The organism is Aeromonas sp. QDB54 (assembly GCF_027707385.1).
In the GTDB taxonomy this organism is placed as follows: Bacteria; Pseudomonadota; Gammaproteobacteria; order Enterobacterales; family Aeromonadaceae; genus Aeromonas; species Aeromonas hydrophila.
In genome coordinates, this window is sequence record NZ_JAPCIT010000004.1 from 154,155 (window position 1) to 169,846 (window position 15,692).

The 15,692-nt window shown below is 63.6% G+C and carries 10 protein-coding genes and 2 tRNA genes; 5 read left to right on the forward strand and 7 right to left on the reverse strand.

What is annotated here, in order from left to right:
• Positions 1-41 precede the first annotated feature (41 nt).
• The 4 genes from PG881_RS05570 to PG881_RS05585 form a co-directional block, all read right to left on the reverse strand.
• Positions 42-854: an NAD-dependent epimerase/dehydratase family protein gene (locus PG881_RS05570; RefSeq protein WP_270798517.1), complete on the reverse strand. Its 813-nt coding sequence runs from the start codon at positions 852-854 to the stop codon at positions 42-44.
• 258 nt (positions 855-1,112) lie between these two features.
• Positions 1,113-2,111 (reverse strand): LacI family DNA-binding transcriptional regulator, encoded by a 999-nt coding sequence (locus tag PG881_RS05575; protein WP_024943788.1) that lies wholly within the window; start codon positions 2,109-2,111, stop codon positions 1,113-1,115.
• Positions 2,112-2,290: 179 nt separating this feature from the next.
• Positions 2,291-4,207 carry a transglycosylase SLT domain-containing protein gene (locus PG881_RS05580; protein ID WP_270798520.1) on the reverse strand — a complete coding sequence of 639 codons (1,917 nt, stop codon included), beginning with the start codon at positions 4,205-4,207 and terminating at the stop codon, positions 2,291-2,293.
• A gap of 84 nt (positions 4,208-4,291) precedes the next feature.
• Positions 4,292-6,808, reverse strand: a complete 2,517-nt coding sequence (locus PG881_RS05585) for a putative bifunctional diguanylate cyclase/phosphodiesterase (RefSeq protein WP_168755163.1) — start codon at positions 6,806-6,808, stop codon at positions 4,292-4,294.
• Between the two features lie 371 nt (positions 6,809-7,179).
• On the opposite strand from PG881_RS05585, the gene hpf reads away from it, so the two are divergent.
• A complete protein-coding gene (gene hpf / locus PG881_RS05590; protein ID WP_011705453.1) occupies positions 7,180-7,518 on the forward strand; it encodes a ribosome hibernation-promoting factor, HPF/YfiA family in 339 nt (112 codons plus the stop codon).
• Positions 7,519-7,598: 80 nt separating this feature from the next.
• Here hpf and PG881_RS05595 read toward each other — a convergent pair whose 3' ends face one another.
• Complete coding sequence (locus tag PG881_RS05595) at positions 7,599-8,114, reverse strand: VC2046/SO_2500 family protein (protein ID WP_039213226.1); 516 nt, start codon at positions 8,112-8,114, stop codon at positions 7,599-7,601.
• A gap of 125 nt (positions 8,115-8,239) precedes the next feature.
• Between PG881_RS05595 and PG881_RS05600 the strand changes: the two genes are divergently transcribed.
• Positions 8,240-8,324, forward strand: a tRNA-Tyr gene (locus PG881_RS05600).
• Between the two features lie 52 nt (positions 8,325-8,376).
• Positions 8,377-8,461, forward strand: a tRNA-Tyr gene (locus PG881_RS05605).
• Between the two features lie 138 nt (positions 8,462-8,599).
• Here PG881_RS05605 and tamB read toward each other — a convergent pair.
• Positions 8,600-12,385, reverse strand: coding sequence for an autotransporter assembly complex protein TamB (gene tamB / locus PG881_RS05610; protein WP_270798528.1), 3,786 nt, complete (start codon positions 12,383-12,385; stop codon positions 8,600-8,602).
• A 209-nt stretch (positions 12,386-12,594) separates the two neighbouring features.
• Positions 12,595-14,370 carry an autotransporter assembly complex protein TamA gene (tamA, locus tag PG881_RS05615; RefSeq protein ID WP_024943793.1) on the reverse strand — a complete coding sequence of 592 codons (1,776 nt, stop codon included), beginning with the start codon at positions 14,368-14,370 and terminating at the stop codon, positions 12,595-12,597.
• Positions 14,371-14,944: 574 nt separating this feature from the next.
• On the opposite strand from tamA, the gene PG881_RS05620 reads away from it, so the two are divergent.
• Together PG881_RS05620 and PG881_RS05625 are read left to right on the forward strand one after the other, a co-directional pair.
• Complete coding sequence (locus PG881_RS05620) at positions 14,945-15,319, forward strand: hypothetical protein (RefSeq protein ID WP_024943794.1); 375 nt, start codon at positions 14,945-14,947, stop codon at positions 15,317-15,319.
• Between the two features lie 81 nt (positions 15,320-15,400).
• Positions 15,401-15,679 carry a peptidylprolyl isomerase gene (locus PG881_RS05625; RefSeq protein ID WP_011705448.1) on the forward strand — a complete coding sequence of 93 codons (279 nt, stop codon included), beginning with the start codon at positions 15,401-15,403 and terminating at the stop codon, positions 15,677-15,679.
• The last annotated feature ends 13 nt before the right edge of the window (positions 15,680-15,692 follow it).

Consider the following 15,692-nt stretch of genomic DNA (forward strand, 5'->3'; position numbering starts at 1 on the left):
ACCCCACCTCGCTCCCCGCTCTATAGCACCGGGCGGGATACTCAGTGACCCCGGGCCGCCAGCTCGGCAAACCAGTGCGCCGGGTCGGGCCAGCGATAGACAAAACCGAGCTGCTCGCAGATGAGCAGCCCCTCGACGGGGACAAACCGGCCCGCCGGCTCGATAAAGACCGGGACTGGCAGGCCCAGCTGACGTGCGGCAAAGGGGTAGAACTGCTCCCGGCGCGGGTGCACCGGCGCACTCAGGTTGTAGGCATCCCCATCCTTTCCCTGTGCCAGCAACAGCTGACAGGCGGCTACCACGTCATCCAGATGCACCAGGTTCACCGCCTGACCGCCCCCTTCCAGGGTCTTGCCCGCCAGGAAGCGACCGGGATGGCGCTGTGGCCCGTACAGCCCGGCCGGGCGCAGCACCATGGCACAGGGAATACCGGCCCCCATCGCCGCCTGCTCGGCGGCCAGCATCCGCATCCCGCGCTCGTGGGCAGGCATGGGGTGTTCATCCTCCCCCTGCCCCGGCGCCCAGACCGAAGTGGCACTCACGAACAGCAGCCGCTGCACGCCGGCGGTCTGCGCCAGTTCGGCCACCCGCCCGATGGCGGCCGGGTAATCCTCGACCTTGCTCGGCGGCACGCAGATAACCAGCTCACTGCAGCGAAACGGCAGGGCGGTCAGCCCGGTGCCCAGTTGCAGTGGCCAGGCCTGCAACCCCCCTGCCGTCAGCTGTGCGGCTTTCTGGGCCGAGCTGACCGTCACCGCCACCTCGCGGCCCTCGGCCTGCAGCGCCCGGGCCAGCGGCAACCCCAGCCAGCCAGCGCCCACGATCCCCGTCTGGTATTCACTCTCTGTTGTCATGACAAAATCCTGGCAAAAAAAAACGGCCATCCATGATGACCGTCGAAAGTAACGAAGGAAATAGCTGGATTAACCAGTTACCTCCCACAGCGGGAAAATCGGGAGCGCAGGCTCCTAATTCGTGGGGCCTATGCTAGTGGCAGGCAGTCCAAAAAGCTTTGAAGCGGATCACAGTTGAAAAGGATTTCTGAAAACGCTTTCAATTTTTCCGCAAAACAGGGGAGCGACATTGGCCCATTCAGGGCCAATGTCGGCCACTCAGGCGACGGATTCCCGTCTGACCAGCTCGGCCTCGAACTTGAGCTCCAGCCCCTCGGCCGGTTTGTGATCCAGCAGGCTCAGCGCCAGCTCGGCAGCCCGGCCGCCCATCTCCTCAATGGGGTAGCGCACCGTGGTGAGCTTGGGATAGATGTAGCGGGCATAGGGAATGTCATCGAAACCCACCACCGAGATCTGCTGCGGGATCTTGTATCCCCGCTCCAGCAGACAGGAGATGGCCCCCGCCACCATGGCGTCGTTGAAACCGAGCACGGCGGTAAACTCAACCCCCCGATCCAGCAGCTCGCCCATCGCCACGTAACCGCCGTTCTCGTCGGCGAAGGCGCGGCCGATGAGGGCAGGATCAAGCGCGATGCCGGCCCGCTGCAGGGCGTGATGATACCCCGCCATCCGCTGCTGGCCATCGACGAACTCTTCATCGTCCGAGGTGACGAAGGCAATCTTGCGATGGCCCGCATCCAGCAGGTGCTGGCAGGCGGTGGTGATGCCGGCCTGGTTGTCCAGCCAGACGCAGCGATCTTCGGCGCCCGGCACCTGGCGATTGATGAAGACCACCGGGGTGCTGCCCGCCACCAGCTCGCTCAGCTCCTCGTCGGGCAGCGCCTTGCTGTGCAGGATCAGCGCATCGCACTGGCGCTGCAGCAGCGCCTGGATGGCGTGGCGCTCGCGCACCTCGTCGTGGTTGCCGGACATGACGATGGTGAACTTGTCCGCCTTGTCCACCACGCTCTCGATGCCGCGCATCATCTGGGCGAAGAAGGGGCCACCACACAGATCCCCCACCAGCACACCGATGCAGTTGGAGCGCTTGCTGACCAGCGCCTGGGCAAAGCTGTTGGGACGAAAATTGAGTTCCTTCATGGCCGCCATGACGGCCTCACGCTTTTCTGGTGCCACCTGCGCCGTGTTGTTGATGACTCGCGACACAGTTGAAATGGACACATTAGCCAACCGGGAAACGTCTTTAATCGTTGCCACTATCAATTCCTTTGTTGGGGGAGCCTGTCTGTGTTGAACGGGCGATTATAACGAACCTGCCAGACCAAGAGATGGCGCCCGATCACCTGGCAGGTTTCCTTTTGTAACAAAACCTTATGGGATAATAACCATTTTGGGGAGGGAATGGGAATCCGGCTGCCGCCAGGGCGGCAGCCGTCTCAATAAGCGTGACTCAGCTCGCGCTCGGACATGAAGCGCAGCGGCTGCTGCAGCTTGTGCTGATAGATGAGATCGAACGACAGCACGTTCTGCACATAGTTGCGCGTCTCCTTGTAGGGAATGCTCTCGACCCAGACATCCATCGGCTTGTCCGCACTCTGATCGCGCCAGCGTTTCACCCGGCCGGGGCCGGCGTTGTAGGCCGCCGCCGCCAGGATCCGGTTGCCATCGTACACATCCAGCAGCCGCTTGAGATAGGCGCTGCCAAGGCGGATGTTCATGGCGGGATCAAACAGCTGCTGCTCGTTGCGATAGGGCACTCCCAGCTTGCTGGCCGTCTCCTTGGCAGTGGTCGGCATCAGCTGCATCAGTCCCCTCGCCCCGACCGGCGACTGTGCCAGCGGGTAGAGCGCACTCTCCTGCCGGGAAATGGCGTAGAGCAGGCTGGTGTTCATGGTCCGCTCCTGCGCCATCTGGGAGAAGGTGTGCTTGAGCGGCAGCGGGAAGCGCAAATCGAGGGCATCCCAGGCCTCGGCCCGGATGCTGGCCAGAATGGCCAGTTCATGCCAGCCCTGGTTGAGGGCGATGTGGCCGAACTCGAGGCGCTGGGCCACCGGATTGCGATCCATGTTGTGGATCCACTCCGCCCGCGCCGCCGTGATCTCGTTCATGTCGAGCAACTCGCGCACCCGCAGCAGGAAGGGCCAGCGGCTGCTGGCGGTGCGCCAGTCCGGCACCTTCTTCGCCACGCTCTGATTCTTCATCCGATAGGGCACGCCGCTGCGCTGCGCTGCCATGAAGCCATAGAAGCCACGCAGATTGGCGGTCTCCAGATAGAGATCCCGCGCCGGTTTCTGCTGACCCTGTACCTCCAGCGAGCGCGCCAGCCAGTAGCGCCAGCGATCCTCCTTCTGCAGGGCCATGGGCATCCGCTTGACCCAGCCGGAGAGCCCTTTCCAGTCCTGCTCCCAGATGGCGAGTCGGGCCCGCAGCTCCAGCAGATCCGGGTCGGCCTGGCGCACCACGGTAGCATCCAGCCAGCTGCGCTGGGCGCTTGAGCGATCCAGCAGCAGCCGTCTGGCCACCGCCCGTTCCACCGGCTTGAGCTCGGCCGCGCTCAGCGCGAAACGCGAGCGCAGATAGCCGAGCTGTCCCAGCACCGCTTCCGGCTGCTGGTTGGCATAGCGGGCCAGCCCCAGCAGCAGCAACTTTTTGGAGGGGGCGGCGGTAGTGAAATAAGCCGTGTTCATCGCCTTGGCGGGCTGCTCGAACAGGGTAATCATCTGATCCCCGTACGCCTTCATGCCGCTGCCGAGCTGGGCGCCGAGGTGGCGGATAAGATTCGGGTTCTCCGCCTCGAAGGCCAAGGTCATGCGGGTCCAGATCTTCTCCTGGGTACGTAAACCGGCCTGTTGCCAGAGCTGGAACAGGGGATCGCAGGCATCGGGGCGAGACTGGCCACTCAGCCAGAGCTTGCCCGCCTCCTGCAGTGCCTGGCTCTGCTGGCCGGTGTAGTAGCGCGCCTGATAGTGCATGCAGAGCAGATCGGTGGAGTTCGGCTTGGCCGGATAGAAACGCAGGAACTGGGACCACTGCTGGCTCTGGGCCAGATAGGTGAGGTAGCTGCGCTCCAGCCGGTTGGATTGGGGGGTGTCGCCGTGCTCGCGGATGAAGCGGGTCACGTCGTCATACTCTGCCGCCCCCGGCCGAAAGGCCAACTGGTAGTAATCGAGATAGGGCAGCAGCGGATAATGGGTCAAACGGGCGCGAATTTGCTGAAAACGGGCCTGATCGTCGGCCCGCACCGCGTCATAAGCCTGGCGATAGAGAGATTGTTCCAGAGTCTGCGCCGCAACCTGCGTCAGCAGCCCCGGCACGCACAGCGCCGATAAAATGATTCCCTGCACGGCTTTCACGAGAGACGTCTCCATTGAGAGGCAATGCCACCGCCCGCTGGCGGTGGTGTCATATTCCCTCATTCTACCCGTTAACCCGAGGGGCTACAGCTCGCCGGCGAGACTATTTTTACCCCCGGCCAGCGGGCTTTCGCTGCGGGCAAGGCGCTGCACGTAGCGCTCCAGATAGGGTACCGGCAGCGGCTTGGAGGCCAGGTAGCCCTGGTAGAAGTGACACCCCTGGGCCTGCAGAAACTCCAGCTGCTGGCGCGACTCCACCCCTTCCGCCGTCACGTTGAAGCCCATGTGGCGCGCCATGGCGATCACCGCCTCGACAATGGCCATATTGTCGCCATCGCGCGGAATGTCCTGGATGAAGGAGCGATCGATCTTGAGCTCGTCCGCCGGCAGCCGCTTGAGGTAGCTCAGGGAGGAGTAACCGGCACCGAAGTCATCGATGGCAAAGCTGATGCCGAGCGCCTTGAGCTCGCTCATCTTGCTGATGGTGTCTTCTGCGTGCCCCAGCACCACGGATTCGGTGATCTCCAGATTCAGACTGGCGGGATCCATGCCGGTGGAGGCCAGCACATCGTGGATCCGATCGACGAAGTCGGTGGCGTGAAACTGCTTGGCACTGACGTTGACCGACAGCTGCGGGATGTGGATGCCGTTCTCCTCCCAGCGCACGTACTGGGCGCAGGCCTCGTACAACACCCAGTTGCCGATGTCGACGATAAGGTCCGTCTCCTCGGCGATGGGGATGAACTCGGCGGGCGACACCAGGGCCCGGCCTGGCGGCTGCCAGCGGATCAGCGCCTCGACGCCGATGATATCGCCCCCCTCCACCATGTGCTGGGGCTGGTAGTAGAGGGTCAGCTCCTGCTGATTAAGGGCGCTGCGCAGCTCGTTGTGGATGAGCAGCCGGCGATCCGCCTGCAACTGCATGGAGGCATCGAAGAAGCGCCGGGTCTTGCGACCGGCCGACTTGGCCTGATACATGGCGGTGTCCGCCTGCTTGAGCAGATCGTCCACCCCCTGCTCCCGGCCGGGGAAGAGGGTGATGCCGACACTGGCGCCAATGTGCAGCACCTGACCCGCATGGTTGTAGGGGGCCGCAATCTCGCTGATGAGCCGCTCGGCGATAAGGTCGGCCTGCATCTCCGCCTGGGGGGGGCTCGCCGAGAGCGAGGGCAGCAGCAGCACGAACTCGTCGCCGCCGAGCCGTGCCAGACAATCCCCCTGCCGTACCAGCCGCTTGAGCCGACTGGCGACCTCCTTGAGCAGCCAGTCGCCGGTGGCGTGGCCGAGAGAGTCGTTGATGGTCTTGAAGTGATCCAGATCGATGAACAGCAGGGCGCCGATCAGATAGTCGCGGCTCGCCTCGCCAAAGGCGTGGGCCAGGGTTTCGTGCAGCTGGCGGCGGTTGGGTAGGCCGGTCAGCTCGTCGTAGTAGGCGAGATCCTGGATGCGGCGCTCGGCCTCCTTGCGCTCGGAGATATCCTCGAAACAGATGACGAAGTGGCTGATCTCCCCCCTGTCATCCTGCACCGGAGTGACTATTTCCCACTGCGGATAGGGATAGCCATCCGCGTGCAGCCGTTGGGTCTCCCCCTGCCAGCGGCTCAGGGTGCCGAGCTCGTAGCCAAGGCCCCCCAGCCCGCACCAGAGATCGTTGCCCAGATGCAGGCCGATCACCCGCTGGCTGTCAAAGCCGGTGATCTGGCTGAAGGCGTGGTTGACCCGCAAAATCTTGAAATCGGGGTCGGTGATGATGATCCCTTCATGGGTTTCAAACGCCACGGCCGAGAGGCGCAGCTGGGCATCGCTCTGCAGCCGCTCCAGCTCCGCCACCATCCGCATGGAGAAGGTGGTCAGCACCGAGCCCAGATTGGGGATCGCGCTCTGATCGGAGAAGAGCAGCGCCAGGTGGCCCAGGATCTGGCCGTTGCGATCACACAGCGGCAGACCGTAGTAGCCCTGCCCCCCTTTGAAACCGGTACAGCAGGGCAGATCGTTCGCCAGGGGAATGACGCAGGCCTCCCCCGCCAGATAGACCTGCTGGCAGGGCATGCCGTCGAGTTCGTACTCCTTGAGGTCGATGCCGTGGCAGGCCAGCACCTTGAGCCGTCCACTGCCGGTGCGCTCCGCCAGCCAGACCGCGTCCGCCACCAGGATGTGGGCGAGCTGGTTGACCAGGGTATTGAAGAAATCGAGCCCGGTCCGGGCAGAGAGTGCCTGCGCCAGCTGGGTCAACAAGGGGTCTTGCAGCAGCGGCAGTTGCTGGGAGAGGTCGGCAGGCAGCTGGGTGCTGCGGGTGGTGTCGAGCGGCGCAATCCAGCCGCAGCACATCTGCTGGGCCGGCACGTACTGGCCGCTCCAGAGCACATGGCGCACCTCGCCCCCCTCCTCGCAGAGGTGACCGATGAACTGGGCCGGTTGCTGTGAGTGGTAAAGTCTGGCGAGAAAGTCGGCAAAGCCGGCCTCGTCATCTGCCGCCAATTGCCCGAACCAGGGGTGAGGCCCCTCTCCTTGCCAGAGCTGGTAGGAGGCATGATCGGACAGACTCCACTGGGCGTGTTGCCGATCATAAAACCACATCATCTGAGTGGCCTGCTGTTTCATGTACTACTCCAACACCACAACAACCACGTTCAAGTCCCTGACGACTTGGCAGCGCCCACATTCACAGCGCGCACGTCGGCAAGGGCGGTGCGGGGAGAAAGTGCAAAAGATGCGAGACTAAGCGGTGAAAACCGGACATGAGGTCGACATGCGGCGCTGCCACGAAGGGACAGAAACGATCCAAGTTTCTCCATACTGCCTGCCAGTTTCGTGGAGCTCAAGCGCTTTTTGGTGCAGAACGGGAAAAGATCACAATTTATTCCTCCCCTCGGAAGCAAGGCCACAGTTCGTGACACAGATCACATTTTAATGTTCAGCCATGAGTAATCTGAAGGTGAAGACACAAGCAAGACGACCCGAAGGGGGCCAATATGAAAATCGAAATTACCAGCAAAATCATCGACATCACCCCGGCTATCCGCGAGCGCATTGAATCCCGTTTTGACAAGCTCGAGCGTCTTCAGGTGCCTCTTATCACACCCCATGTGATTGTCTCCAAAGAGCGTCTGATGTTCATCGTTGAAGCCACTGCTGGCATCCCCAACGGCAAGCTGTTTGCCCAGGCAGAACATGAGGACTTATACGCCGCCATCACCGAACTGGGGCAAAAGCTGGAGCGCCAGCTCAACCGCCACACCGAGAAACCCATCGCCCGTCGCGCCGCAGCGGCTGGCAAGGAAGTGCCGCAAGAGGATGAAGCCGACGCATAAACTGCGCCACGGCACAGCCAGAAACGACAAAGGCGGGATCTCCCGCCTTTTTGCTGCCCGAATGCCGGCGTTTGTCGCCTTCAGCAACCACTGAGCCAGTGCAGCCTGGCATCCACCCCCGCCTTGAGCGTATCGAGGATCGGCAGCATCAGCAGGGGATCGTCGCGTCTGGGCTGATCCGCCAGCTTGCCCTGCCAGCGCTCCCGTCCAAGCGGCGAGAGGTTGTCATAGACGGCAGGTTCCAGCGCCGGCGGGGCGCCGAGCAGTGGCGGTGAGTGCAGCGCCAGCCAGAGCCGCACATCCACCATGGAGCCTCCCTGTTGCAGCCGCTCGTTGAGCAAAGCGGCCTCTTCATCATTTGCACTGCCCTGCAAGGGCGTGGCTGGCGGCAGCTCAAAGCGGCTGCGCCAGACCCGGCTCTCAGCCTTTGCTGGCTGCCTGGGATCGAACCAGGGCTGCTCTTCCACCGCATCGGTCAGCAGGGCCAGATGCAGGCGAAAGTCAGCCCTGTCTCCGTGCTGGAGATCCTGGTTGAGACGTTGCCCCAGCTGGGCCTCGTCCACCAGCCACTGCTCACGAATGGCGCTGGGTAGCATGAGATAACTCTTGGAAACGGTGGTTTCATCCTTTATCGGCCGCAAATACGATCCTTTAAGCAGGAAAAATCCCGCCAAGGGGTTCACAACCCCGGCAGATCTGTTAGTATGCGCCTCGCACTTGTGGAGGGGTTCCCGAGTGGCCAAAGGGATCAGACTGTAAATCTGACGGCTCTGCCTTCGAAGGTTCGAATCCTTCTCCCTCCACCATTTCAAGTGCAGTCACGGCGCCCGCCGTGGATAAAAATTGGCAATACCCCGTGGAGGGGTTCCCGAGCGGCCAAAGGGATCAGACTGTAAATCTGACGGCTCTGCCTTCGAAGGTTCGAATCCTTCTCCCTCCACCATCATTCAAGAAAACCCGGCCTCGCGCCGGGTTTTCGCTTTTCAGCATCCCCCTGCTCATCAGCATCAACGTCAGCCCCATCAACGCCGCCCATAAAAACGGGAGGCTTGCGCCTCCCGTTTTTGTCTCTTCCTGCCCGCTACAGGGTGAAGCGATAGAAGATATCCACCGCCTGGGCCACCCCGCTCATGGCCTGCAGGTAGAGCCTGGGCATCAGCTCGTAGCGCAGCTTGAACTCGGCGATGGGGCTGAACACCCCGACCCCGTACTGGAACTGCAGCCCCGGCAGCAGGTAGGCCGACAGAGTCACCTGGGTGTTGTCACCACTACCGGCGGTGTCGAGGGCCACGTCGCTCATGCCAAGGGATTCCCCCAGACTGGAGACCACGCCGTTGGCCTGGCTGACCGCGCCCGCCACCAGCAGGCCGTTGAAGCCGCCATCCTCGCCACTGGTCTGCAGCCCCTTGCCGCGCAGCAGATAGGAGAGCTGCTCGGACTGGGCCAGCTGCGGCTCCGAGTAGACGGTGATCTTGGGCTTGCTGGCCGGCCCGGTCACCCGCACCCCCACCGTCACCTTGTCTTCTATGGTATCGGGATCCCGATACGCCTCTATGTTGAGGAACGGCTGATCGAGGGGGCCGGAGAAGAGGATGCGGCCATCCTTGATGATGAGGTTCTGGCCATAGGCCTTGAAACGCCCGTCGTTGAGCACCAGCTGACCGTTGCCCGCCAGCGGCCGCGAGGGATCCTGGCGGATGTTGATGCCGCCCCCCACCTTGGTCTTGAGCCCCATCGCCTCCAACCGCACGTCGTCACCCAGCCGGATGGCCAGCTTGATCGCCATCGGCAGCGGCGCCGCCTTGGGCACCGGCGGCAGATCGTCGTAGACCACGGTCACGTCGTCGGAGACGGCCACCGCGCTCTCCGGCAGGCTCTTGACCAGGATCCGCGCCCAGGGGATGTCGACCTGACCGGTGATCCGGGTCTCCTCCCCCAGCGAGATGGCGATGTCCGGGGAGACCCGCACCCGGCCCATGCCAGGATACTGGGCTTCCAGCTCCTTGCCCTGGATGGTGAGGCTGCCGGTGACCGGCAGCTGTGCCCAGCTCAGCCAGCCCCCCAGTGCCAACGGGCCCTTGCCCACCAGCATGGTACCGTCCAGCTCGGCCCGGTTGCCTTCAATCTTGAGGCGGGTCACCAACTTGGAGAGGGTCACCATGTCGGAGTGGGTCTGCACTTCCCCATCCAGCAGGTTGAGCTGGCCAAACAGCAGCGGCGAGGCCAGGGTACCGTCGAAACGGGCATCGGCCGAGATGACCCCCTGCAGGGAGCGCACCTCGGGGATGAGCGGGGCAAAGGTGGTCAGCTTGAGGTCGTCAAACTTGAGCTGGCCGGAGAGATTGCCACGACCGGACGGATCCCGGATATAGAGCTTGGTGTCGATGTTGCCGATCTGCTCGGAGGCAAAGTCGAGCCGGATGGCCGCCTGCTGGCGTTCGAAGTCCACCCCGAGCTCAAGGCGCTGGTAGTCGGTCTTGAGCTCGTCGGCCACGAAGGTGCCCGGCGTGGTACGCACGGTGGCGTGCAGGGTCGGCTGATTGCCGCGCCAGCTGGCCCGCCCGTCGGCGGAGAGCACCGCCTGCCAGCGGAAGTTGTCCGGCAGCCAGGGCCGCAGGCGCTTGAGGTCAAACTGGTTGAGGGCAAACTCCAGGCTGCCCTGCTGGGCCGATACCTGGCTGCCCTTGACGCAGAGGCTGGCCCCCTGAGAGCCAAGGCAGAGATCCCCCATGGTCAGCCGCTGACGCGGCAGATCGAGGTCGAGGGCCCAGGGCGAGCTCAGCTCCCAGCGCCGCAGCGGCGTCTTCAACTTGAGCTCGCTGAGGGCGCCGCGCCAGTGCTCCCCGCGCAGACCGCCGCTCAGCTTGAGGTTGGCCGCCACCGGATCGCCCTTCATGGTGAGCGACAGGGCGTGCTGGTTGAGATCGCCGCTCAGGTTGAGCGCCAGCTGGCTGAGGCTGGTCGCCCCCTGCACCAGGCTGGCCACCGTCAGGGCCACTTCCCCTGCCGGCTTGTCACCGACTAGGGCATTGCCCTTGATGGCGATCCCCTTCAGATCGGTGCCGGCATAATAGAGACGGCTGGCAGCCAGCTCGGTAGTGACCCGCGGCGCCTGCTGATTGCCGGTCAGGCGCACCTGCCCCTTGATGTCCCCCTTGAGCCCGGGGTAGAGCCCGGCCAGATTGGGGGCGTTGAGATCCGCATCCAGTTTCCACGCCTGCTGGCTCAGACTGCCCTTGGCCTGCAGCTGGTTGGGGCCGCTTTGCAGCGCCAGCGCCGGGATGGTCCACTCCATCTTGTCGTTGCCGCTCGCGCTGCCCTTGATGGCCAGCGGATACTGGTTGAGCTTGCCATCCACCTTCAGCTCGGGCAGTTGCAGTTGCCAGTGGCCCGCCTCATCGAGCTCGAAACGGCTGGCAATCTTGCCCGCCAGCGCCCCCTTGAGCTCGGGCACCAGCTCGGCCGGGTTGATCCCCTTGAATTCCGTGGTGCCCTGCCAGCGTACCCCCTTGTCCCAGGCGAGCTTGCCGTCCAGCTTGAGCTCCCCCTTGAGGGCGTTGAGCAGCAGGTTGATCTGGTTCAGCTGCGTCAGATCCCCCTTGCCCGTCAGCGCCAGCTTGAAGGGGGGCACGTCCGTGCCCTTGCCGGCGGTATTCAAGGCAAACTGGTAGCCGGAGAGCTTGCCCTTGGCACTCAAACTACCCTTGTCCAGCCGGTAGCTGGGCTCATCTTTGGCAGGCTTGTGCAGCGGCCAGCCCAGGCTCTTCCACTCCAGCGCCGCATCAAAGGGCAAGTCGGGGTCGAGGGCCGCCAAGGACCCCTTGAGGCTGACAGCCACCGGCCCCTTGGCCTGCAGCGCCAATGCCAGCTTGCCCACCGAACCGCCGAGGGTCAGGCTGGCCTGTTGCCCCTGCAGTTCGCCATCCAGCAACCCCTTGCGGGCCTTGGCATCCAGGGTCAGGGCCAGCGGGTAATCGTCTTTGAGCTGGATCTTGCCCTTGAGCGCCAGATCCGCCATGGCATGGCGCAGGGAGAGCTCGCGCAGCGCGATGTCGCTGCCCTCGGCACTGGCCGACAGCAGCAGCTTGTCGAGCCCTTCCACCAATTCACCCTGCTGATAGCGAAACGCCGTGACCTGCAATCCTTCCAGCTGGATGGGGAACGGCAGCCGGATGGCGGGCAGCTCGATGGGGGTCGCCTTGGTTGTCTTTTGCGCCTTGCTCTCATCCGCCGGCTTCGCCTTGGCGATGACCGGCGACTTGGCCGCAGCCTTGTCTTGGGAGCTTGCCTTGGCGGCAGCTGGTTTGGCAGCCTCGGTGGCCTGCGTCTCGGCCAGGGTCACCTTGAGGCCGTCCAGCACCGGTCCCTGCACAATGAGCCCCTTGCGGCTGAGGGTGGCGCCGATGTCGAGGGACTTGAGGCTCACCCCCACCCCGGGCACAGTCACATCGAGATCCGCCACCTGGAGGCTGTCGACCTGAATTTTCAGGGGCAATGGATGCCAGACGAAGGGCTCTGACGGCTCTTCCGGGGTCGGTGCGGAGTCGGCGACCTTGACCACCGGGTGGGTGACGTTCAGGGATTTGATCCAGAGCTTGCCCTGCAGCAGCTTGCCCAGATCCCAGTCCAGCACGGCGCGATCCACCGTGACGTCCACCAGCTCGTCCTGCCAGCCGACCCCTTCCAGGGTCCAGCCATAGCCGAGCTGGCCCGCCACCAGCTCCCCCTTGAGGGAAGGCAGGGCGGCCCTGGCCTGCTGCCACAGCCATTTGTTGCCCTGATGGGTGAAGCCCAGCAGGCTGACACCGATGAGCAGCAGGAAGATGAGCCCCATCAGCCAGAGAAAAATACGTTTTACCCAGATCACAGTGCAGACCCCCGCGAAAGATGCAGCCGCAGCGGCCAGAGAAAGATGCGTTTTACCCAGATCACAGCACAGACCCCCGCGAAAGACGCAGCCGCAGCGGCCAGAGAAAGATGCGTTTTACCCAGATCACAGCGCAGACCCCCGCGAAAGATGCAGCCGCAGCGGCCGGTCAGGAGAACAGAAGAGAAGATGAGTGGAAAGCGGCCGGATCATAGTTCAGGCCCCAGCGCGAAGTGGAGTCGCAGCGGCTTCTCCTCCTCGGAAATGCCCACCGCCAGGTCGAGCCTGACCTGACCGATGGGGGTCACCCAGCGCACGCCGACCCCGGTGCCTATCTTCCAGGCCTCGCTGTAGTCGACCGTGGCGGTACCGCTGTCCACGAACAGGGCCCCCAGCCACTTGTCGCTGAAGCGGTAGTTGTACTCGGCACTGGCGACGCTCACGTAGCGGCCCCCCAGCAGCTTGCCGTCGCTGCCGCGCGGCGAGATGGTCTCGTAGCCGTAGCCGCGCACCGTCTGGTCACCACCGGTAAAGAAGCGCAGGGAGGGCGGCACCAGCGAGAAGCTGTCCCCTATGATGGCCCCCTGTTCGGCCCGCAGCAGGAAGCGGTGATCTTCCCCCAGGGTGCGCAGCCACTTGCTGCGCCCCCACACCCGCACGAAGCTGATGTCGGAGCCCCAGTAGGGGTCGGAGAACTCCAGGGTGAGCTGCTGGCGATCGCCCCAGTCGGGCACCAGACCGCCGCGCACCCGCAGCCGCGACCAGGAGACGCCGGGGATCAGCAGCAAGCTGTTGCCCTCGTCGGCGCCCTGGGTATAGATCTCGTTCTCCAGCCGGATGAACACGTCCCGGTCCCAGCTCTCCGGCCGCCGCTTCCAGCGGTGCACGCTGAGGGTGGTCAGGTCGGAGCGGGTATCGTTGTTGTCCTTGTATTGATAACCGGCCTGCAGCGAGTAGTAGTCCCGCAGCGGATTGCCCACCGGGATCTGGTAGTCGAAGCTGAGCTCGGCCTCGGGTTGGGAGACCTTGGCGGTGGCGTTGAGCCGGTGACCGTAGCGGTTGACCCAGGGCTTCTCCCAGGTGGCGCTCATGCGCGGCCCCACGTCGGTGGCATAGCCGATACCCGTTTCAATCTCGTGATCGACCCGGTTGGAGAGGGTCACCTGCACCGGCACCCGGTTGCCCTCGGCCTGGCTGATGAGGGGCTTGATGTCCACCTGCTTGAACAGCTTGGTGGAGGAGACATCCTGCGACATCTCTGCCAGCCGGATCGCCAGATAGGGGTCGCCGCTCTTGATGTTGATCAGCGGGCGGATGAGGCGCAGCGCCTCCGGCGTGGCATCGTAGTGGATCTCGCCGAAGTGGTAGCGCGGGCCGGAGCGAAACAGGATGTAGATCTCGGCGGTGCCCTGATCCGGGAACACCTTGACCTGGCTCTTGCTGATCTTGGCGTCGAAGTAGCCGCGGGCCAGCCCCAGACTGCCCAGATCCGCCTTGATGGATTCGTATTTGCCGTGGTTGAGGGGATCCCCCTCTTTCAGGGGCAGCTTGTCCAACAGCTCGCTGTAGAGCTCGTCGCTGCTGGCATCCCCTTCCAGCAGGATGTCGAGACGGGAGATGATGACCGGCTTGCCCGGCTCCACCTCGATGATCACTTTGGCGGGCGCCTTCTTGTCGCGGCTCAGGGTGATCTTGGGCTGGTAGTAGCCATAGACCTGCAGCGCCTTTTGCACGCTTTCGGTGATCTTGGCGCGGGCCGGACGGTACTGGCGCTCCTGATAGACCGGCAGGGCATTGAGGTAGGCCTCGACGTTGTCCTTGTTCTCCCCCTTCAGTCCCTTGATCTGATAGGTGAGTTTGGCCGCCATGGCGGGCGTGACGAACAGCAGCAGACAGAGGCTCAGTCCCAGCGCGCGAAGCCCACGACGAAAGGCCCGTGCGGGCGGTGAGATCCCTGCAGGCAGGGGCGGATTGCATCCTGTCAAACGTCAATTTCCCCGAAGAACATGATTAAAATAATGCGATATTCAGAACGAATATGAGGCTCACTCGATCGCAAACGCGCCTCATCCTAGCATATCCCCGGCCCGACATCAGAGCGGGGTAACACCGAATTTCGCCATATTATTGAAGCCTTTGCCCACGCAGCCCGCGCATTTTTCACACTTTCCCCCGCAGACTTATGCCACTGCGGGCCAAAAAGGGCAATCCATGACCAGCATGGCCATGCAATATGGCCCCTGGCGGCCCATCCGGCCCGCTATCGCGCCACCCCTTGTTGGCCGATGGGCGCGACATCAACTGTCGGCAACTGGTCAAGATAGCGGCAATTCCCTCTCTCGCCGGGCCCACCAGCCGCATTCTGGCTGCCACTGGGCCGCCCGCCTTGCCCCACTCCCGCAGAGGTAGTGCATTTTATCTTGCAGGATCAAACAGTTGCCATCACGCAATCAAAGCCTCGTTCAACCCAATCGATTTATCCCGCTGCCCCCCTGCTCACTTCTCGCCCACACTGGGGTCATTGCACCAAGGCTCGCATCCCACCAGAGGAGACACCGCATGCACGCACGCAGCGAACAGATGGCGGACTACATCGCCGACCGACTCGAATTCATCACCTTTCTCGCCTGTTGCAGCGCCCTGCTGGCCCTGCTGACCGGCATGAACGGCCAGCAGGCGCTGGCCTTCACCGCGCTGAACCTGCCGTTCGGGCTTGCCATCCTGCTGGGCATGGCCATGCTGGCACCGCTGCCGACCCACTGGCGCCTGCCGGGCATCACCTTGCTGCTGGCGGGCAGCGCCCTGGCGACCCTGCAACTGGGGGGCAACTGGCTCAATCCGCTGGCCATCTGGAGCCTGCACGCCCTGCTCGGGCTGGAGATCCTCTGGCAGGCACGGCCCAGAACCCGGCTTGCTGCCCGTGCCCGCAGCTGAATTTGCCATGACGGCTGACGCGCGGCAGGAATTGGAGTACTCTTTGCGCCCCCGATTTGCCCACCGCCGAGGAGCGTCCCGATGAGAAAAGCCTGTGCCCAGCACATCCTGGTCAAGACCGAGAAAGAGTGTCTGGAGATCAAGGAGAAGATTGCCAAGGGAGCCGACTTCGGCCAGATGGCCAAGCGCTTCTCCACCTGCGCCTCCAGCAAGCGCTTCGGCGATCTGGGGGAGTTTTCGAAGGGCGACATGGTCAAGGCGTTTGACGATGCCGTGTTCAAGGGCGAGCTGCTGACCGTGCTCGGCCCGGTACGCACCAAGTTCGGCTTCCACCTTATCAAGGTGCTCTACCGCAACTGAGTTCAGGGCCCGG

Bases quoted from the DNA above. Each gene is read 5' to 3' on its own strand.
- PG881_RS05620 (WP_024943794.1), top strand. From the start codon at position 14,945: ATGCACGCACGCAGCGAACAGATGGCGGACTACATCGCCGACCGACTC.
- PG881_RS05625 (WP_011705448.1), top strand. From the start codon at position 15,401: ATGAGAAAAGCCTGTGCCCAGCACATCCTGGTCAAGACCGAGAAAGAG.
- PG881_RS05570 (WP_270798517.1), bottom strand. From the start codon at position 854: ATGACAACAGAGAGTGAATACCAGACGGGGATCGTGGGCGCTGGCTGG.
- PG881_RS05585 (WP_168755163.1), bottom strand. From the start codon at position 6,808: ATGAAACAGCAGGCCACTCAGATGATGTGGTTTTATGATCGGCAACAC.
- hpf (WP_011705453.1), top strand. From the start codon at position 7,180: ATGAAAATCGAAATTACCAGCAAAATCATCGACATCACCCCGGCTATC.
- PG881_RS05595 (WP_039213226.1), bottom strand. From the start codon at position 8,114: ATGCTACCCAGCGCCATTCGTGAGCAGTGGCTGGTGGACGAGGCCCAG.